The organism is Psychroflexus planctonicus, assembly GCF_014640195.1.
GTDB lineage: Bacteria > Bacteroidota > Bacteroidia > Flavobacteriales > Flavobacteriaceae > Psychroflexus > Psychroflexus planctonicus.
On sequence record NZ_BMGM01000004.1, the window covers coordinates 135,185 to 154,832 of the forward strand.

14 protein-coding genes and 1 other RNA gene are annotated in these 19,648 nt (G+C 34.5%); 4 read left to right on the plus strand and 11 right to left on the minus strand.

The window, feature by feature from the left end; genetic code table 11:
* Positions 1 to 87: 87 nt before the first annotated feature.
* Genes IEV72_RS05525 through IEV72_RS05540 form a run of 4 tightly spaced genes read right to left on the minus strand, consistent with a single transcriptional unit; the run spans position 88 to position 5,149 of the window.
* The gene (locus tag IEV72_RS05525) at positions 88 to 1,911 is read right to left on the minus strand and encodes an ABC transporter ATP-binding protein (RefSeq protein ID WP_188458099.1); all 1,824 of its coding nucleotides are present in this window, start codon (positions 1,909 to 1,911) and stop codon (positions 88 to 90) included.
* Between the two features lie 21 nt (positions 1,912 to 1,932).
* Positions 1,933 to 3,651, minus strand: a complete 1,719-nt coding sequence (locus tag IEV72_RS05530) for a phospho-sugar mutase (RefSeq protein ID WP_188458100.1) — start codon at positions 3,649 to 3,651, stop codon at positions 1,933 to 1,935.
* A gap of 10 nt (positions 3,652 to 3,661) precedes the next feature.
* Positions 3,662 to 4,627 (minus strand): glycosyltransferase family 2 protein, encoded by a 966-nt coding sequence (locus IEV72_RS05535; RefSeq protein WP_188458101.1) that lies wholly within the window; start codon positions 4,625 to 4,627, stop codon positions 3,662 to 3,664.
* Positions 4,628 to 5,149 (minus strand): DUF4199 domain-containing protein, encoded by a 522-nt coding sequence (locus IEV72_RS05540; protein WP_188458102.1) that lies wholly within the window; start codon positions 5,147 to 5,149, stop codon positions 4,628 to 4,630.
* Between the two features lie 175 nt (positions 5,150 to 5,324).
* Here IEV72_RS05540 and IEV72_RS05545 point away from each other — a divergent pair, with 175 nt between their 5' ends.
* Both IEV72_RS05545 and rnpB read left to right on the plus strand, forming a co-directional pair.
* A complete protein-coding gene (locus IEV72_RS05545; RefSeq protein WP_188458103.1) occupies positions 5,325 to 5,576 on the plus strand; it encodes a type B 50S ribosomal protein L31 in 252 nt (83 codons plus the stop codon).
* 212 nt (positions 5,577 to 5,788) lie between these two features.
* An RNA gene (gene rnpB / locus IEV72_RS05550) (RNase P RNA component class A) lies at positions 5,789 to 6,108 on the plus strand.
* A 648-nt stretch (positions 6,109 to 6,756) separates the two neighbouring features.
* Here the strand turns inward: rnpB and coaD are convergent.
* The 3 genes from coaD to IEV72_RS05565 all read right to left on the minus strand — a co-directional run bounded on the left by coaD (position 6,757) and on the right by IEV72_RS05565 (position 9,422).
* Positions 6,757 to 7,215, minus strand: a complete 459-nt coding sequence (gene coaD, locus IEV72_RS05555; RefSeq protein WP_188458104.1) for a pantetheine-phosphate adenylyltransferase — start codon at positions 7,213 to 7,215, stop codon at positions 6,757 to 6,759.
* A gap of 320 nt (positions 7,216 to 7,535) precedes the next feature.
* Positions 7,536 to 8,513, minus strand: a complete 978-nt coding sequence (locus tag IEV72_RS05560) for a D-alanine--D-alanine ligase (RefSeq protein WP_188458105.1) — start codon at positions 8,511 to 8,513, stop codon at positions 7,536 to 7,538.
* A gap of 15 nt (positions 8,514 to 8,528) precedes the next feature.
* Positions 8,529 to 9,422: a lysophospholipid acyltransferase family protein gene (locus tag IEV72_RS05565; RefSeq protein WP_188458220.1), complete on the minus strand. Its 894-nt coding sequence runs from the start codon at positions 9,420 to 9,422 to the stop codon at positions 8,529 to 8,531.
* A gap of 32 nt (positions 9,423 to 9,454) precedes the next feature.
* On the opposite strand from IEV72_RS05565, the gene IEV72_RS05570 reads away from it, so the two are divergent.
* Together IEV72_RS05570 and IEV72_RS05575 are read left to right on the plus strand one after the other, a co-directional pair.
* On the plus strand, positions 9,455 to 10,105 hold the full coding sequence (locus IEV72_RS05570; RefSeq protein WP_188458106.1) for a rhomboid family intramembrane serine protease: 651 nt from the start codon (positions 9,455 to 9,457) through the stop codon (positions 10,103 to 10,105).
* A 4-nt stretch (positions 10,106 to 10,109) separates the two neighbouring features.
* Positions 10,110 to 10,649 (plus strand): hypothetical protein, encoded by a 540-nt coding sequence (locus tag IEV72_RS05575; protein ID WP_188458107.1) that lies wholly within the window; start codon positions 10,110 to 10,112, stop codon positions 10,647 to 10,649.
* A gap of 67 nt (positions 10,650 to 10,716) precedes the next feature.
* On the opposite strand, the gene IEV72_RS05580 is transcribed toward IEV72_RS05575, so the two are convergent.
* The 4 genes from IEV72_RS05580 to IEV72_RS05595 all read right to left on the minus strand — a co-directional run bounded on the left by IEV72_RS05580 (position 10,717) and on the right by IEV72_RS05595 (position 19,400).
* A complete protein-coding gene (locus IEV72_RS05580; protein ID WP_188458108.1) occupies positions 10,717 to 13,560 on the minus strand; it encodes an alpha-amylase family glycosyl hydrolase in 2,844 nt (947 codons plus the stop codon).
* A 69-nt stretch (positions 13,561 to 13,629) separates the two neighbouring features.
* Positions 13,630 to 14,823 carry a SusE domain-containing protein gene (locus IEV72_RS05585; RefSeq protein WP_188458109.1) on the minus strand — a complete coding sequence of 398 codons (1,194 nt, stop codon included), beginning with the start codon at positions 14,821 to 14,823 and terminating at the stop codon, positions 13,630 to 13,632.
* Positions 14,824 to 14,840: 17 nt separating this feature from the next.
* Positions 14,841 to 16,445, minus strand: a complete 1,605-nt coding sequence (locus tag IEV72_RS05590) for a RagB/SusD family nutrient uptake outer membrane protein (protein ID WP_188458110.1) — start codon at positions 16,443 to 16,445, stop codon at positions 14,841 to 14,843.
* A 12-nt stretch (positions 16,446 to 16,457) separates the two neighbouring features.
* Positions 16,458 to 19,400: a SusC/RagA family TonB-linked outer membrane protein gene (locus tag IEV72_RS05595; RefSeq protein WP_188458111.1), complete on the minus strand. Its 2,943-nt coding sequence runs from the start codon at positions 19,398 to 19,400 to the stop codon at positions 16,458 to 16,460.
* Positions 19,401 to 19,648: the final 248 nt, after the last annotated feature.

Consider the following 19,648-nt stretch of genomic DNA (forward strand, 5'->3'; position numbering starts at 1 on the left):
TCAAAACACCACCAAACCAATAACCGACAACAGAAAACAGAAAACCGACAACCGTCAACAGACAACACTTTTATCAATAAAGCCAAATTACCCCAAATTCTGCATGTCGACTAGTTTTTTGTAGGTTCCGTTTTTAGCTATTAAACTTTGATGTGTGCCTTGCTCTACAATTTCACCGCGGTGTAAAACAATAATCTCATCTGCATTTTGAATGGTCGAAAGTCGGTGAGCAATTACTACAGACGTTCGGTTTTTCATCATGTTTTCTAAAGCTTCTTGTACCAAGCGTTCGCTTTCGGTGTCCAATGCAGAAGTTGCTTCATCTAAAATCATGATGGGTGGATTTTTAAGCACAGCTCTAGCAATAGAAATCCGTTGTTTTTGACCACCACTTAACTTATTACCACTATCGCCAATATTGGTATCCAGGCCTTTAGGTAAAGCCATGACAAAATCATGTGCGTTAGCAATTTGCAAGGCTTCAATTAACTCTTCTTCGCTCGCATTTTCCTTTCCGAGCTTCAAATTTTCCCGAATCGTATCATTAAACAAAATGGAATCTTGGGTAACCAATCCCATTAAACCACGTAAGCTATGGAGTTTCATATCTTTGATAGAAACGCCATCAATTTCAATACTGCCTTCGTTTACTTCATAAAAACGAGTAAGTAAATTAGCAATGGTCGATTTTCCACTTCCCGATTGACCTACCAAAGCAATGGTTTTTCCTTTCGGAATATTCACCGAAAAATTCTTCAACACATAATCATCTTCATATTTAAAGTTGATGTTTTTGATGGCAATAGAAGAAGTGAAATCATTTTTCTCTACCGCATCAGGTTGATCTTCAATTTCATTTTTGGTTTCTAAAATAGATAAGATGCGTTCTGCAGCTGCGTTCCCTTTTTTGATGCTGTAAGATGCTTTTGAAATGGCCTTTGCAGGAGTTAAAATTTGGTAGGAAAGTCCCATATAGGCAATAAACATACTGGCGTCTAAGCTTCCATCAATCAAAACCATTCTGCCGCCATACCAAAGTAAAATGGCAATTACACCAATTCCTAAAAATTCACTAGTAGGCGAAGCCAAGTTTTGACGATTCAATAATTTATTGGAAAAGTTATAAAATTCTTGAGTTGAATGCCTAAATTTTCTATTGAAAATTCCTTCTGCATTGAAGCCTTTGATGATTTTTAGCCCACCTAAAGTTTCTTCTAAAATAGACAAAAACATGCCTTGTTCCTTTTGAACTCGATCTGATTTCTTTTTTAAAGATTTACCTATCCTAGAAATGATAAAACCGGATATAGGAATAAATATGAAAACAAACACGGTTAATTCCCAACTGATTACCACCATGGCAAATATGGTAAATAGGATGGTTAAAGGTTCACGAACAATCAATTCTAAAATAGATAAAAAAGAATGTTGCACTTCCAGCACATCGCTAGTAATTCGGGCTATGGTATCTCCTTTTCGCTTTTCTGAATAATGCGAAAGCGGCAATTCTACCGTTTTTTTATACATGGCATTCCGAACGTCTTTAAGTACGCCATTTCTCAGAAAAGTAATAAAAAACATCGCCAAGTAATTGAAAATATTTTTCAATAAAAACATGCTAATCACGATGCCAACCATGTAAATCAATACATCATCTACGCCTTGTTCTGCTTTTTCAGTTACAAAATAGTTGAGTAAATCTTCTAAATATGTTTTTGCATTATCAATTCCGCTCCATTCAGGTTTTATGTAAACGGGTTCATCTTCACCAAACAAAACTTTAAGCAATGGAAAAAGCGAAATCATAGCTAAGGTACTAAACACAGCAAATAGCACATTTGAAATAATATTCAAAATAGCATAGGATTTGTAAGGCTTCGCAAAGCGAAGTATTTTTTTAAAATAGGTCATTCACTTTATTTTCAGAAGTAATTAAACTCCCAGTTCTTTCAATATCTGTTGAATTTTCTGCTGCGCTTCTTCTTTTTTCGTCTCAAAATTTTCAACCTGATCTAAAGTTGAATTCACACTGACGTAAAACTTAATTTTTGGTTCTGTTCCGCTAGGTCGAGCAGCTACTTTGCTTCCTTTTTCTGTGTAATAAATCAGTACGTTAGATTTTGGAATGTCGATTTGATGGCTTTTGTTTTCTTGAAAATTCTTGGCTTCAGACGTAGCATAATCTTCAACTAAAATCACTTTTTCACCATTGATTTCCGTAAGTGGATTTTTTCGTAAATCAATCATTTTTTGTTTGATTTCAGCAGCACCATCTAAGCCTTTTTTTACCAAAGCCACCAAATGTTCCTGGTAATAGCCATGCTCAACATATAGTTCTTTCAATTGATCTAAGAGTGTTTTTCCTTTTGCTTTGAGTTCCGCAGCCATTTCGCAAGCTAATAATATAGAAGTATTGGCATCTTTGTCCCTAACAAAATCGCCCACCATATAGCCAAAACTTTCTTCGCCGCCACCGATAAAGCTTAGCTCAGGATGATCTTTAATCAATTTGGCAATCCATTTGAAGCCGGTTAAACCTTCTTTGTAAGTTACACTATAACTTTCTGTCAAAACGCGCATCATTGGAGTCGAAACAATAGTAGAAGCAACAAATTCTTTACCTGTAAGTTTGTTTTGTTCTTTCCATTTTTCCAACAAATACCAAGTCATGAGTACCATGGTTTGGTTTCCGTTAAGCAATTCAATTTCGTTATTTTCATTTCTTACGGCAATTCCTAAACGGTCGCCATCAGGATCGGTTCCAATAACAATATCGCTGCCTTTCTCTTTAGCAAGTTCAATGGCCATGCTTAAAGCTTCTGGTTCTTCTGGATTAGGCGATTTTACCGTTGGGAAGTTTCCATCTGGTTCGGCTTGCTCCTGAACAATATGTAGTTGTGTAAATCCTGCCTTTTCTAAAATAGGCGGAACTAAAGTAATAGAAGTTCCGTGTAGTGATGTGAAGCAAATATTTAGCTTTTTTCTGTTCTCTGCTGAAACACCAAAAGTTCCATTTGCTATGGATTCTTCTATATAAACTTTATCCGCTTCTTTATCGATCAGTTCAATCAATTCTTCATTGCCTTTAAACAAGACTTCATCAAATTGAAGCGATTCAATTTCAGCAATAATCTCTTCGTCTTGGGGTGGCACTAACTGCCCGCCATCTTCCCAATACACTTTGTAACCGTTGTATTCGGGCGGATTGTGACTTGCCGTTAAAACAATGCCACATTGGCAATTGAATTTTTTAACGGAATAGGATAGGAGTGGAGTGGGCCTTAACTCTGAAAACAACAAAACTTTTATTCCATTAGCTGCAAATACATTGGCTACAATACGCGCTAAAGTGTCGCTATTTTTTCTGCAATCGTAAGCAATAGCCACCTTAATTTCTTCTAAATCTGGGAAGGATTTTTTTAGGTAATTGGCAATACCTTGTGTGTTTTTACCTAGGGTGTATTTGTTAATTCGGTTGGTTCCAACACCCATGATACCACGCATTCCACCTGTTCCAAAAGCAAGGTTTTGATAAAAACTTTCTTCTAAATTTTTAGGGTCATGGTCTATTAAATCTTGTGTTTCTTTTCGTGTATCTTCATCAAAAAAATGAGATAACCAATAGCTTGCCTTTTTTAAAATATCTTCCATTTGATTGTATTTATAGGTTGTTAGTCGATTTTATTTTATAATTTATTCTATTACTGCTATTTAAAATGATGAGCTCTCCTAAAAATCCAGCGATAAAAAGCAGTAATCCCATGATCATCGCGGTTAAAGCTATAAAAAACCAGGGATTATCGGTTACTAAAATGGCTGGTTTTTGAATATATAATTTATACAATTTAGAACCGCCAATCCAAGCTGCAGCTCCAAAACCTATGATAAACATGCTTACGCCCCAAGCGCCAAAAAAATGCATAGGTCTTTTTCCAAATTTACCTAAAAACCAAATGCTAATCAAATCTAAGAAACCATGCATGAAACGCTCTGAGCCAAATTTGGTTTCGCCGTGTTTTCTAGCTTGGTGCTGTACTACTTTTTCACCTATTTTATCAAATCCTGCATTTTTGGCTAATACCGGGATATAACGGTGCATCTCTCCAGTAACTTCAATATTTTTAATAACGTTTTTAGCATAGGCTTTTAAGCCACAATTAAAATCGTGTAAAGCCAATCCTGATGTTTTTCTAGCTACTTTATTAAATAGTTTTGAAGGTAAGTTTTTGGTGAAAAACGAATCATGCCTAACTTTTTTCCATCCAGATACCAAGTGAAATCCTTGTTTTGTAATCATAGTATACAATTCAGGAATTTCTTCTGGATTGTCTTGTAAATCGGCATCCATAGTAATGACAACATCTCCATTGGCTTCAACAAATCCAGCATGCAAAGCTTGAGATTTACCATAGTTTTTTAAAAACTGAATGCCTTTTATCGTGTTGGATTGTGCTATGAGTTGCTCTATAACTTCCCAAGATTTGTCTGTACTTCCATCGTCAATAAAAATCACTTCGTATTGAAAGTCATGCTTTTGCATAACACGTTGAATCCATTGCGATAATTCTACAAGTGATTCAGCTTCGTTGAGTAATGGAATTACAATGGAAAGTTGAAGACTTTTCATTTAGGAATTTTTATTTCGGTTTATCAAACCGATGATGAGTCCAAAAATAAAGGTTTTGAAAAGTTGACCAATTAATGCAATGGTAGCCAATACAAAAGGTGATGTAAATAAAAGAGCCGCTTTTTCGGCCATTTCTGCTTCTTCGTCAGTTTTTAATTGTCCGCTTTCTCTTTGTAATTGCAATTGATTTTGAATTTCTTCTCGCGCAGTTTCTACAAATTCGGTATTGATGAAGCTGTAGTTTACGTACATAAATAAGGCATATCCTAAACCACCAATAGCACCAATGGCCAAACCTAATTTAATTCCAGAAGCTAAATCGATTAGTCCATCGCCCAAACTTTTAAATTCGTTTGTGGCTTGCCAAACAATTAAAAAACTAAGCACAATGCCGCCAATACTAATTACCACTTGGTTTTTTAAGTCGAAGCTTTCTTCTACAACTAGAATTAATATGTAAAGCAATGCGTAAAAGCCACCGTATTTGAAGCCTAAAGATTTGATGTTGTTCTGTGTGTCCATTCTTTTTTTATGAATTAACAAAGATAGTAATTTCAGTATTTTACAAGGATTAAAAAGAAGTTTTAGCTAGTTTAGATTGGGCTAAATTTATTCTAGTAAAATTAATTGATTTATTTTGTTAGATGAATTGCTTTTAGTTACATTTGCATCCTGAAAATTTGAAAGAATAAACACAATGAGAAAAGATATACATCCTGAAAATTATAGAATGGTTGCTTTTAAAGATATGTCTAATGAAGATGTATTTTTAACGAAGTCTACAGCAGAAACCAAAGAAACAATTGAAGTTGATGGTGTTGAATATCCCTTATTCAAACTTGAAATTTCAAGAACTTCTCACCCTTTTTACACTGGAAAAACTAAATTAGTAGATTCAGCTGGACGTATTGACAAGTTCAAAAACAAATACAAGAAATTTAAAAAGTAAGCTTTTTAAATTTTCAATATATTTAAAGCCGTCTCGATTGAGATGGCTTTCTTAGTTTGTACAACATTGTAATAAAAAGTAGCTTTATTTAGATGCTCTAGATTTCGATTTCTTCTCAAACTTTTTTAAAATGAGAAATGAGAAACAAAAATATATTTTCTCATTTGTTTATCCACATCATCATTTTATTCAAATGCTATCTCTATTTTTGCGCAGCAGACCGCCTTATCGCCATGCTTTTTAGTGTGGAGGAAAGTCCGGACACCATAGCACGGCATAGCGGGTAACGCCCGTCGGCTTAACTTTGGTTGAGTTAGGACAAGTGCAGCAGAAAGGATGTACAGGTAATGCTGTAGTGAAATCAGGTAAACTCTATGCGGTGAAATACCATGTAAACCAAGGTTTTAGGCTTGTGCGGTTGACTTGGAGGGTAGGTAGTTAGAGCAAGCAGGTAACTGCTTGACTAGATAAATGATAAGGGTTTTGATGATTCATCAAAATACAGAATCCGGCTTATAGGTCTGCTTTTTTTAATTTTTCAACGAGTTGCTCAATTCGTTTTTTGTTTTGTTGAAGTTCACTTATTTCAGCAGCAATGCCTATGCTATTGCTTAGTTTTGGAAAACTCAATTTTTTATGAAGCAAAGAATGAGCAATCAAAATAGGAATATAATTCATCACTAAAAGAAACTTTTGCCCAATTTGTGGTGGAGTCACTTTAAAACCTAGTTTTTCTGCTGTTCGTGGATTTAAAATATAAGTTGTTCCCAAGACTTTGGTTTCAGGAGAATCTTTTTTGGTTTCAATTACATTTACCAAACCTTCTAAGTAAGCTAACAAGACTGCTTTTTTTCGTTCTGAAGCTGTTTTGTACTCAGGTAAGCAAAAGTAATAATCAAATAAAGTACCACCGTGTAATTGTATGTGTTGTTTCCTTTCTTTAGAAGTGAGAAACATTGGAGAATAACGAACTAAGTTGCCTTTTTTGATTCCTTGTGGTACATCAATGAAACTAGCTAAGGTGTTTATGCCAATAAAAATCAATATAAATGGAAGAAAGGATTTTGTAAAATAAATTAGGATTCCGCTAAAAACTACTATTCCAATAATTAAGAGAATAATCTTCCATTGAAATTGTTTTTTAGATTGTTCTTCTAATTTGTTGTAGGGGTGTTGCATTTTACTTTTTCACTCGAACGGCATCAGGTACCAACTGTGTATAGTCTCCATTATTTCTGATCACATCTCGAACAATCGACGACGAGATATAACTTTTTCCACTGGATGTAAGCAAAAAGACTGTCTCAATTTTCTCTAATTTCCGATTGGTGTGCGCAATAGCTTTTTCAAATTCGAAGTCAGCTGGATTTCTTAAACCTCGTAAAATAAATTCAGCATCCATTTTTTTACAGTAATCTACCGTTAAGCCTTGGTAGGTTTCAATTTTAATTTTGGGTTCATCTTTAAAGCTTTCTTTTAAAAATGCTTTGCGTTCTTCTAAACTAAACATGTATTTTTTAGTTGCATTTACACCAATGGCTAAAATTAATTCGTCAAAAAGCGTGAGACCGCGCAAGATAATATCAACATGCCCAAGGGTTACAGGGTCAAAAGATCCAGGAAATACTGCTCGTTTCATATTAAGATATATATTTTCGAATGTACAAAAATATTTATTGTTAGCTAGAATAGGTGAGTTTGTATTTGATTTGAAACTAGTGTCTTCCGATTAAAATTTGCTGAAATGCTAAAAATTATTGACTATATTCATTTTCAAGAGATTTTAAAAGGAGTACACCTTGCTTTTGAAACCATTTAAGAATTTATGTTTTATCCAAAAATCTAAAATCATAATAATTATGTTTTTCATTCAGTTACAGTCAAGTCTTTATTCTTAACTCTAACAGCGAAGCGGTCTTTTATCTTTTATCGGATAACAATGATATGAAAATTAATAAGTTAGTCTTTTAATACTTCAACAATAGCTTCATCAAATAAATTTTCAAGGCTAATTCCAGCTGCTTTAGCTTGTTGTGGAAGCAAGCTGGCTTCGGTTAAACCTGGACAGGTGTTTACTTCTAAAAAATGAGCTTTGTGGTTATGAAAGATGAATTCTGAACGAGTAAAGCCTTTCAATTTTAATACTTGAAAAACTTTTTTGGCTAATTCTTGCACTTCTTTAGTTTGTTCATCACTGATTTGTGCTGGAGTAATTTCTTGAGATTTTCCTAAATACTTGGCATCATAATCAAAAAACTCATTTTCTGAGATAATTTGCGTAACCGGTAAAGCAAGCACTTCATTTTTAAAATTGATTACCCCAACAGAAACTTCAATTCCATCTAAGAAGGATTCGATTAAAACTTCATCGTCTTCTTGAAACGAAAATTCTATGGCAGTTAGTAAATCTTCTTTTTTCTTCACTTTAGAGATTCCAAAGCTACTTCCAGCTCGATTTGCTTTTACAAAACACGGCAAGCCTACTTTTTGAATGATTTCTTCTGTTTGAATATCATCGCCTTTATTTACAAAATAGTTTTGAGCAGTAGGAATTCCATGTGGTTTTAGCACCGAAATACAATCTCTTTTGTTGAAGGTTAGCGCTGCTTGATAATAATTGCAAGTAGTTTGTGGAATACCGAGAATGTTGAGGTAAGCTTGAAGCAAACCATCTTCACCGGGTGTTCCGTGAATGGTGTTAAACACCGCATCAAAATGAATTTTTTCTCCGTTTAGATTTGCCGTAAAATCAGAACGATCTATGGGATGCTCTTTACCTGCATCATCTACTAAAAACCAGCCTTTTTTAAGCAAATGTGTTCGGTACACTTGGTATTTATCTTTGGGTAAGTGTTTGTAAACTACTTCACCACTTTTCAAGGAAATTTCTGCTTCGGTAGAATAACCACCCATGGCTATAGCAATATTTTTTTTCATCTTAATAGCTTGATTTTATATATGTTTCCAACGATTATGGGTCCAAAAATACAGCGCTGGAGACTCTCTAATTTCCTTTTCTATACATTGGAAATACATATCTGTAATTTCAAAGTTTTTGAAAGCTTTTGGATTCATGCTTATCTCTTTGAATTCTGCTTCGTAATAACCGCGTTTAACTTTTCTAACATGAATAAAAGCCAATCCAAAATCAAAGCGTTTTGCAAATATTTCAGAACCTACAAACATGGGTGTATCTATACCCATAAATTTTCCCCAATAGGCTTTTTTAGTATGCCTTGGCGCTTGATCTGCAATCATGCCATAGTTTACCAATGCATTTTCATCGCAATTTTTTTGCATTAGTTTAGAAATTTCATTTTTATCAATTAACTCGATAAAAAACTTGCCGCGTATATCTCTGATTAATTTGTCAAAGTAAGGGTTTCTAATTCGTTTATACACTCCAAACCCTTCACGGGTTGTAGGGCCAAGTTGAAAAGAAGTCATCCACTCGTAATTGGCATGATGGCCAGCCATAAAGATAATGCTCTTGCCATGCTGTTCCATTTCGGTTATTTTTTCTGGATTGATGATTTTAAATCTACGTTTCATCGTTTCAGCAGACATGCTTAGGCTTTTAATAATTTCGAGGAATAAATCGCAGAAATGTCTGTAAAAGTCTTTTTCTATTTGAAGTCGTTCTGATTCACTTTTAGTTGGAAAACACAATAGGAGGTTTTTACGAACTACTTTTTTACGGTAACCAATTAGGTGGTAAACTATGTAATATATAAAATTTGAGATTCCATAAATAACTGGAAAAGGTAAGATTGAAACGAGCCACAGTAACGGATACGTTAAATAAAAAACAAGTGCTTTCAAGCTGAGAAAATTTTCTTCAAATATATGTTATCTTTGGCTTTTTACAGAAAATTCTTATGAATTCAAGCATTCAATTAGTTACCTTGATTATAATTGCTGCCAATGTGGTAGTTTCATTTAAAGGTTTTAAAGATTATTCTTTTTTTTATCAAAATAAATTCAACATTGCTGAGTTAAAAAAAGGCAATTATAAAATTCTCCTTACATCTGGTTTTTTACATGTAGATAGTACGCATTTACTTGTAAATATGCTAACCTTGTATTTTTTTGCTAACTCGGTGCTTGTACAATTAGGCGTGATTCCGTTTGTAGTAATTTATTTAGGAAGCATGTTATTGGGAAATTATTTGTCTTTTTTCTTTCATAAAAATGATAGTTCCTATTCTGCCGTGGGAGCAAGTGGGGCAGTGGTTGGAATTTTATACAGTGCAATATTATTACAACCTGACATGATGCTGGGTTTGTTTTTTATTATACCAATGCCAGCTTATGTTTTTGGAATAGGATATTTGTTATATTCTATTTATGCTATGAAAAAACGAAACGACCATATTGGTCATGATGCACATTTTGGAGGTGCTATGGGTGGTTATTTTATTACTTTAATTTTAAAGCCTCAACTTTTTTCTGAAAGTTTTTTAATGGTAATATTATTGGCTTTACCCATTTTACTTTTATTTATCCTTTTGAAATTCGATAAAATTTAACCAGATGGTCAAGCCTATTTATAAAATGTACTTGTATGTAATCGTTTTTCAGTCGATTGCTTACGCGTTGATTTTTTACATTTTTGAAACCATTAGCACTACCAATAATCCAACTCGATTTATGATTTTTTGGGTGCCAGTTGTTTTTAGTGTTTTTGTTAGTTTTTTATTGGTTAAATCTATGATTACACGCATTAGAAGAAATGGAGTAAAGTATATAAATTATAAAAACTATATTGTTTCTGCCACAAGAAATGTTACGCCGCCTTTGCTTAGCAAAAAAGACTTTAGAAAAGAAATTGAAAAAGATGGAATTTTAGAAGATTGTAGTTTGACGGATATAGATGAACACAGAATGAAGCTAAGTATCCAATATTCTATTTTTTTTAAAGAATATATATTTATAGATTTTGAAAAGAATAAATTGAAACTTTGTGCAAAACCCAATGTATGGTATATTTATGGGCCTTATGGAGGAGGCATTCAGAAACTTGGATATTTAGAAAGTGTAATACAAGACCATTACAATAAAAACACAAATTAAAAAACGGATGCAATTTTAATAATTGCATCCGTTTATAGCATTTCAAGCTAATTCAAAAAACGCTTTCTTAATTAATCATCAACTTAGTTGTAGCTGTTGATGTGTTGCTATTCAACTTAACAATATACAATCCTGAGTTCAAGTTAGAAACATCAAATTTATGATTTGCTGAAAAGTTACCTTCAAACTTAGCCACTCTTTTACCAGCTAAATTGTAAACTTCCACAGCTTGTGCTTCGGTATTAATTGCAAATTCATTTGAAGCTGGATTAGGATATACATTTATTATTTCCTTTTGTACATCTTCAATAGAAAGTGTTTCTTCAGGTAATTCGTCTGCAAAAACGATAAACTCTCCAGGTTCTAAAGTAATATTCATCCCTGTATCAGTTACATTGTATGGTGTTTCAGTTAAAACATCATACCACATGCCTGGTTCTTGAAAAAATGGCTGCGTTGTAATGGTATTTAACCCAAAATTACCTACGATTGTTACGTATCTAATTTCTCCATCTGCAGCATTATTATTAACTAAGAAAATCTTCTTTTCTACATCATTTCCAACTTCAAGTGTAAAGTTCGTAGTTTTAAAAATCGGATCTTGTCTTTTAAATTGAATCAATTTTTTCCAAGTATCGTATACTTCCATGCGGTTTGGATTATTTAAATAGTCCCAAACCAATGGTTTTTGGGCAGTTCTACAGTCGTTGTTAATAGTTCCGTCAGGACAATGGTTGATGCTGTAATCAAAACCAATTTCTCCAAATTGCCAAATCATTTTTGGACCAGGTACCGTAAAGAAGAATGCTCCTGTTAGTTCTAAACGTTCTAAGCCTGTGTTCAAATTAGTAATGTCATAGGAGCCGTTACTATTACCAAAGCTTAAGTTTCTATACATTTGGCGTTCTTCATCGTGGCTTTCCATATATCCAAGTATAGAGTGTGGGCTCCAGTTTTGGCTATTAGGTCTCCCTTTATAAGATACTCTATTGAAGTTAGAATTATCATAACCCATAGACGCTTGACCGTATTGAAAGTTTACGTTACCCCAAGTCATCATACCATTTTCATCAGGATTTGAGCCATCTAATCGATGATTCACTAAAACCTGCTCTTCATTATCAGGAGCAAAGTGTTCTAAAATAACATAAGCTTCTTCATCGTACTGACGCATTTCGTTATACATTCTTGTTAAATTGTCAATACGTGGTTGGTCATAAGCGCCACCATCGCCCGATGTCATAGTAAATCCTTTGGTGAAATCGAATCGGAAACCATCAATATTATATTCTTCTAACCAATATTGATTCATCATGTCTAACCATTCTTGTGTGAAGGCTTTATTATGATTGATTTTTTCGAAAAATGAAAAAGTTGGATTGGGATCAAATTCAGCAAAAATTGGATTTTCTGCAGTAGCGTTTCCACCGAAGCATCCGTTACAATCGTTATACATTCTAAAATAAGGGCTTTGTGCAGTACCGTGATTATACACAACATCTAATATTACAGCTATTCCACGTGCATGTGCTTCGTCAACCAATTCTTTAAATTTTTCTGGAGTTCCATAATATTTGTCGATAGACATGTGCAAAGACGGATTGTAACCCCAAGAGTCGTTGTTGTCAAATTCGCTAATTGGCATTAATTGTATGGCGTTGATGCCTAATTCTTCTAAATAGTCTAAGCGATCTAATACATCTTGGTAACTGTGGTTTTCATCAAAATCGCGAATAAGCATTTCGTATACTACCAAATCTTCTTGATCTGGACGTTCAAAATCAGTTATTTGCCAATTGTATTCAGGTTGATTTAGTCTTACCCACGTTAAAATATTTGAAGTCTTATCGGTTGGGAAACTAGGTAAACCTGGAAAAACACCTTCTGACATAATAAAAGGATCGTTAAACTGATTTAAACTTAACTTTGAAAATGGATCAGGTACGCGAAATTCATTTTCAATAACATACTCATAAAAGAAATTATCTTGATTTGTGGCATTGCTTAAATCTATAGTTATCCAATGTTTATCCTGAACTGGATCAATATTCATTAAATAAGTGTTATTTATTGCATAATCACTATCTGGTAAATTGCTTGCCACGTGAATGAAATCTTTATTTGGCGCATACAGCACAAGCGTAATTTCATCTGGATTAGAAGGGTCAAAATTGATCCCATTTACCATTCCACTAGGAACTGGGGATAAGTCTGGATCTGGTGTTAGTAATAAATTGAAATTTTCTGTTTTGGTTTCTGTTCCACCTGTTTCAGTGGCGACTAATTCAAAAGCAATATCAGCATTAGCGCTTAAAGTATAGCTATAATTTTGAGTATTGTTTTGCGTATTAATTGCTGTACCATTAGCAGTTAAAGTAAAATCTGCATTTAAACTTGTACTTGCCGTGATGGTAAATTGCTCTCCAAAATCTAGAATAATTGCAGATGTTGTTGGGCTTGTTAGGCTTAATTGAAACGAACCTACATTGAAAATAAAATCTTCGCATCCATTTCCTACAGGATTCTTCATTTCTTGATTTCCTGATGCATTTCGGAAAACGAGTCCCATTCTAGTTGCATTACTAGCTTGTTCAGGACTAAGACCGTAGTAATCACTTGGAGTTATAGTAATGCTGAAAATGCCATTACCTTGGCTGGTCATTTCTCCAACTCCATCATCCTGACCCCAATTTCCAATAACACTAAATCCAAACGCATTGGTTTCCGTGCCAATTCCTGAGTGCATATATACTTTGCTTGCTGTTTCAGCAATTCCGTTACATTGGTCTTGAGATAAATCTACCGTGATGGTAATTTCTTCGTCTACTTCAAAAGTTTCAGGAGAGATGCTTACTTGAGCATTCATGATGAAACTAAATAGTAAAAAACTTAATAAATATATTTTCTTCATATCTTTTTGTTAAAAAGCCCTTGTTTCATAGTCTAAAACAAGGGCTTTTGTTTTGTGAATCAATAATACTTATTCAACAGGAATAAAGATATAGCTTCCATCAATATCATTAAACCAAATATCGTAAGTTCCAGCGGTAACAGGGATGTTTGGTCCACCCATTGTTCCAAATCCTGAAATTGGTGTTGATGCACCCCAATTTATATCCCAATTCCCTGTAGCTCTAAACTTCATTTCACCATCTGCTAGTTCTACACCAGTGATAAACCATTGGTGTTCATCAAAACTAGATTGAGTCATTTCTGTATCGCCATCCCAGCCTAAAGCGGTTGCTTCACCTATAATAGACAGGCTTGGGTAAGTTGTTAGGTCACTAGTATCAAAAGCTGTCATTTCGAAGGTAGTTGAATCTAAATCAACTTCAATAGTGTAATATCCAGCTTCACCATCGTTAACAAATGCATCAGGATCTGTACCTGTTCCATCATTTACTGCTAAAGTTCCATCAGATAAGCCCCATTGTGGTTGCCATTGACCACGAACTTCAAGTAATTTAAACTCATTAGTGTCGCCTCCCAAAAATTTACCCGTAAAGGTGTATTGATCTTCATTTTCAGGATTTCTAACCAAAGGCATGTTGTTATTATCATTGTTCCAGTCAGCAGCAGTGGCATTTCCTACTAAAAATAAATTTCTAAATGAAACAGGCCCTTCTTCACCAGTACTTGCAATTAACCAACGCACATTGATTACTTGAATAGCAGAAGTTGTTTCTGGAGAATTTTCAGCATTGTCACCTAAATCTGCTCGAACTCTAAAAAATAGTTCACCGATGTTATTATACACAGGATCTCCATTTTCATCAAAAACAGGCTCGCCATCTTCATTTTCAACTTGTTCGTTGCTTAAACCTTTAGCTTCAGCTAAATCTATCATTTGGCTTACACTAACGGATACTTGTGTTTCACTTGTGCTAGCTAAAACTTCTGTATTTTCTTCTGTAAATGTTCCATCAGGTGAAGTTTCAAGAAAGTAATTTACAGCCGTTGGTGCTCCGAAGTCTGGTGTTGCCCATAAAAAGCGTTCTGCATTATTGCTTGCTGTTTCTTCACTTAAAACATATTCTGATAAAAAATTATTTAAGAAAGTAATTTGTTCTGGACTCTCCACGGTTTGAAAGCGTAGATTATCATCATCTGTACATGCATTAAAGCTTATGCTTAAAATAAATGCAGTAATTAATATTGAAATTTTATTTTTCATTTTTATAAGTTTTAATTTTAATATCCAGGATTTTGACTGAGATTTTGGTTAGTTGATAAACTTTGTGCTGGGATAGGGTACAAGTTACGAATTGAATTTGTAGGAATTCCGCTTGCAGAACCTCCTTTAAAAGCCCAAATGTACTCGCCTCCAGAAAATTTTCCGAAACGAATTAAATCTTGTCTTCTATGAGATTCCCAGTATAGTTCTCGAGCACGCTCGTCTAAAACGAAATCTAAAGTTAAGTCACTTTGATTAATAGTAGCTCCGTTTGCTCTAGTTCTAAGCTCGTTAATTAAACTTACAGCTTGGCTTATATTTCCACCGCCACCTCTTAGGTGTGCTTCTGCATACATTAAATACACATCTGCTAATCTAAACATTGGAAATGCAGTATCTGTAAATGTATCGTATTCAGGATTGGTACCGTCGCTTCTTATGTTAGTGTACTTAATCAATACAAAACCTTCATCAGGATTACTTACGTCTGTTATTTCACGAGTTCTTCCTTCGGAAAGAATGGTGTTTCTTACATCATTTTCAAACTCAGGGCCATCAAATTTCTCTACAAATTGTGGAGTTAATCGAATAGCTCCACCCCAGCCTGGATTAAACAATCCAAAATCTTCATTGTTTTCTTCAATACTACCTACACCGCCATTCGTCATTACCACTACAGGCCCAAAAGATCTTGATTCCTCAAAATTCGATGGGATTCCAAAAATAATTTCGCTGGTAGCTTCATTAGTACTATTGTCTCCTCTAAAATTATTTCTGTAATCGTTTGCTAAGGTGTAACCAGAATTAAGAAGTTGCTCAATGTAAGTCATTGCATCATCGTATCTTGGTGAACCTGTGTATACTTCAGCATTTAAATATAACTTAGCAAGTACCATCAAAGCTGTGCCTTGATCAGCTCTTCCAAACTCTACTGTTCTTGGAGCGGCCATATCATCTAATACTTCTAGCAACTCTGTTTCAACATGCTCAAAAAGTGCTTGTCTATTCAATTCTTCACCTTGAAAACTACCTACAGTGATAGTCTCGTCATACAAAGGAGCTTTACCAAATAAATCTAGTAAATGATAATATGCTAAGGCTCTTAAAAATTTAGCTTCTGCTCTATATAGTGCAATTTCTGCTCTTTCATCTTGTGGCACATTTCTTTGGTTAAGCAAATCATCTGTAGATTGTCTCAGAAATTCGTTTGCAAATGCAACGGAAGCCATTATTCTACTAAATGATCCTAATAAAATAGGGTTTACGGAAGACCATGTTTTGCGTTGTATTTCACGAATTCCCGGATCGTTTTCGTAGGTCCAAATGGCTTCATCAGTACTGATGGTTTGTAAGTTCATTAAACTACGACCATATTGACTGGTTCCTGCATCTAAACCCTGTATGTTAGAAGACCCTGAGCCTCTAATTCCAGTTAGGGTTAAGTTAGCATAAACCCCAGCAATTGCACTTTGATATGCACCAGGCTGTGAGTAAAATTCATCATCTAAAAAAGCATTTGGGTCATTTGGTTCTACGTCCATGTCGTCTTCACAGGAAGTAAACCCAATGAGCAGCATGCTTATTAAAGACAAGCTCAAAAGTTTGTTTATTATATTTTTCATAGTCATCATTTTTTAAAAGTTCACATTTGCACCCACCAAGAAGGTTCTTGGTCTTGGGTAAATAGTATTGTCTATACCACCAAATATTTCAGGGTCTAGTCCAGAATAATCTGTAATCACAAAAGCGTTTTGAAGACCAGCATATAATCTGAAATTATTTCCTTTATTGAAAAAATCTTTAAAGGTGTATCCTAATTGTATGTTATCCATTCTTAAGAAAGATGCATCTTCGATATAGATATCTGAAAAGATAACATTTTCTGTGAATTGAAAGTTAGTTTCCAGTACACTTCTAGGAATATTACCAACTGTTGACTGTTGCTGTAACAAATTATACTGAGCGTTAGATGAATTTACATTATTGTAATTGTAATTTCCTAAACTAGCTCTTAAGTTAAAGGTGAAATCGAAATTTTTATAATTCATGGTTGATTGAAGTCCCATAGTTATATCTGGCATCGGATTTCTATACAAATAACGATCATCTTCTGTAATTACGTTATCTCCATCCAAATCAGCATAAGCTCCTTCAATTGGATTTCCGTTTGCATCGTAAACTTGGTTGAATACGTGAAATGCATTTGGTGCTGAGCCAACATCATGTATTTGTATAGTACCACCGGTACCACCACCAACACCACCAACACGAATGGCTTCATTATTTGCTAATGATGTAATCTCTTGGTTCATAAAAGTTACGTTGTAGTTCAATGCCCAATCAAACTTATCTGTATCTCCTTTTGCATCAAAAATAATTCCACTTAACTCCACTTCTAAACCTTGTGTTTCTAATGTACCACTGTTTTGGTCGAAGAAGTTACTAAAGTTAGCTCCATCTGGAACTCCTGCAAAAACATATAAATTATCTGTTTCTCTATGATAAATATCTACCGCACCTGATAGTCTATTTTTAAAGAAAGCAAAATCAATACCTGCATTAAATGTAGTTGCAGTTTCCCATTGTGCTTTTGTGTTTCTTGCAGTAGGTAAACCAGGAATTATAGGCGTTGAACCAAACATGTAGTTAGATTGATCAACATTTCTTGCTACTTCGTAATTTGCAAAATAAATTCCTCTAGGACCGATTCCCTGTTGTCCTGTTTGCCCAACACCAGCTCTAAGCTTTAAGTTGTCGAATGTATTTTGATCTTGCATAAAATCTTCCTCCATTATATTCCAAGCAAATGCACCCGAAAAGAAATCACCCCATCTGTTTACAGTGCTAAATCGTGAAGAACCATCTCTTCTGTAAGTTGAAGTTAACACGTATTTGTCTTCGTAATTGAATACGGCTCTTGCAAAATATGCTACTAACACTAGATCAATGTCAGCAAATTCTACACGATCGCTAAACTGTGGGTCACGTAGGTTCCCTACATTAAACCCATCATTCTCGAAACGTTGGTACGAATAACCAAGGGTAAAATCGGCATTAAAATCTTTAAATAAATCTTTTTTGTAATTCAAATAACCATCGGCCAAGTAGTTTCTTCTTTCATTTTCAAAGAAGCCTTCTGAACCAACCAATTCGTTTTCGGAGTTATAACCCTGAGCACTTTCAGGTGATAATATATTTCTACCTGAACCTTCTCCAACGTCCATTCCTAGATTAACCACAGCCTTCATTTCTGGTAAAAAGTGAAAGCGGTAGTCTATATTTAAGTTTCCGTAGTAACGGTTGGTTTCAGTTCTGTCGTTTCTTTGCAATAAAGTTGCAACAGGGTTTCTAACCGTTAATTCTGGAGTAGGAATTCCAGATGAACTATTTGTAAAGTATTCAAAGTACCCACCAAACGGAGAACTAGGATCTCTAACCGGACGAGTAGGATCAAAACGCAAAGCAGCTCCTTCTACAGCGGGTGCAAATCGGTTTTTCTCTTGAGAAAAATTTGCGTTTAAATTTATTCTTAAGTGATCTTTAAAAAACGATGGATTTAATGCTATAGAAGCATTCGTTCTTTGATATTCTGAAGTTAATCGTAAACCATCTTGATCTAAATGACCAACTGATAAACGAGTAGGTATTCTTTTTAATAAGTTACCACGAATAGAGATGTTATGATCTGCAGATAATGCGGTTCTATAAATCTCATCTTGCCAATTGGTATTTGCATCTCCTAATTCATCAATATCTCCAGGACGTCTTTCAGATATTATTTGTCTAAAATCTTGAGCATTAAATACATCTACTTCATTAAAACGGGTATAAATACCAGCAGCATAGTTGTAATCTACTTGAAACTGTTTTGTGCCTTTTTTGGTTTCAATAATAATAACTCCAGCAGATGCACGGTTTCCATAAATGGCTGCAGCTGAAGCATCTTTTAGAATGGTAAGCGACTCAATATCGTTTGGATTGATAGTTGATAGTACAGAGCGTGAACCACCTGGGGCGGCATTTTCTAAGGGTAAGCCATCAATTACAATTAAAGGGTCGTTTGATGCGCCCAATGAACCTCCCCCACGAATTCGTATAGCAGCGGGTGATCCTGGAGCTCCACCACCTGTAGTAATATTTACACCGGCAGCACGACCTTGTAAAAGGTCGTTGGCACTAATAATATTACCCTTAGTAAAATCTTCTTTACTAAGTGATGATACCGAACCAGTAATATCCTTTTTTCGCGAAGAACCATAACCCACCAATACAACTTCTTCCAATACATCTTGATCGGGTTGAAGCTGAATTTCTAAATTAGATTGACCAGTGTAAGTAATGATCTGGGTTTTGTAGCCTAAATAAGCAACTTTAATGGATTCTCCATCATTTACTTCAATAGTAAATTTTCCGTCAAAATCTGTACTTGTCCCTCGATTTGTATCTTCAATGCTTACTTCTACACCTGGAATAGGAATTCCTGTGTTATCTGTAACCGTACCCGAAACTTGGTTTTGGGCAAAAATACTTATCGGTATGAACATAAGTAACAGACTTAATCGTTTTAGTGTTTGCATAGATTAAATTATTAATGTTACGTTTAAGTTATACTTTTACTTCCGTTTGTAAAGTTATGTAAACACTACTTAACTTAAATGTTTAAGTTGCCACTAAAACGTTTTCGTGTTGACAAGTTTCTGAATTTAACATGAAAAAGTTGTTTTTTATCAGTTTATCGTAAAATTTTCGTAGAAATTTAAAAAGTATATATTTTCAACGCAGTACACTTTAGTTGAATAGGGGGAAATATAATTCTCATAAATAC

Excerpts from the sequence above, each read along its gene's own strand:
- IEV72_RS05575 (WP_188458107.1), top strand. The coding sequence starts at position 10,110 with ATGGTCAAGCCTATTTATAAAATGTACTTGTATGTAATCGTTTTTCAG.
- IEV72_RS05595 (WP_188458111.1), bottom strand. The coding sequence starts at position 19,400 with ATGCAAACACTAAAACGATTAAGTCTGTTACTTATGTTCATACCGATA.
- IEV72_RS05545 (WP_188458103.1), top strand. The coding sequence starts at position 5,325 with ATGAGAAAAGATATACATCCTGAAAATTATAGAATGGTTGCTTTTAAA.
- IEV72_RS05540 (WP_188458102.1), bottom strand. The coding sequence starts at position 5,149 with ATGGACACACAGAACAACATCAAATCTTTAGGCTTCAAATACGGTGGC.
- IEV72_RS05590 (WP_188458110.1), bottom strand. The coding sequence starts at position 16,445 with ATGAAAAATATAATAAACAAACTTTTGAGCTTGTCTTTAATAAGCATG.
- IEV72_RS05530 (WP_188458100.1), bottom strand. The coding sequence starts at position 3,651 with ATGGAAGATATTTTAAAAAAGGCAAGCTATTGGTTATCTCATTTTTTT.
- IEV72_RS05570 (WP_188458106.1), top strand. The coding sequence starts at position 9,455 with ATGAATTCAAGCATTCAATTAGTTACCTTGATTATAATTGCTGCCAAT.
- IEV72_RS05580 (WP_188458108.1), bottom strand. The coding sequence starts at position 13,560 with ATGAAGAAAATATATTTATTAAGTTTTTTACTATTTAGTTTCATCATG.
- coaD (WP_188458104.1), bottom strand. The coding sequence starts at position 7,215 with ATGAAACGAGCAGTATTTCCTGGATCTTTTGACCCTGTAACCCTTGGG.
- IEV72_RS05560 (WP_188458105.1), bottom strand. The coding sequence starts at position 8,513 with ATGAAAAAAAATATTGCTATAGCCATGGGTGGTTATTCTACCGAAGCA.
- IEV72_RS05525 (WP_188458099.1), bottom strand. The coding sequence starts at position 1,911 with ATGACCTATTTTAAAAAAATACTTCGCTTTGCGAAGCCTTACAAATCC.
- IEV72_RS05585 (WP_188458109.1), bottom strand. The coding sequence starts at position 14,823 with ATGAAAAATAAAATTTCAATATTAATTACTGCATTTATTTTAAGCATA.
- IEV72_RS05535 (WP_188458101.1), bottom strand. The coding sequence starts at position 4,627 with ATGAAAAGTCTTCAACTTTCCATTGTAATTCCATTACTCAACGAAGCT.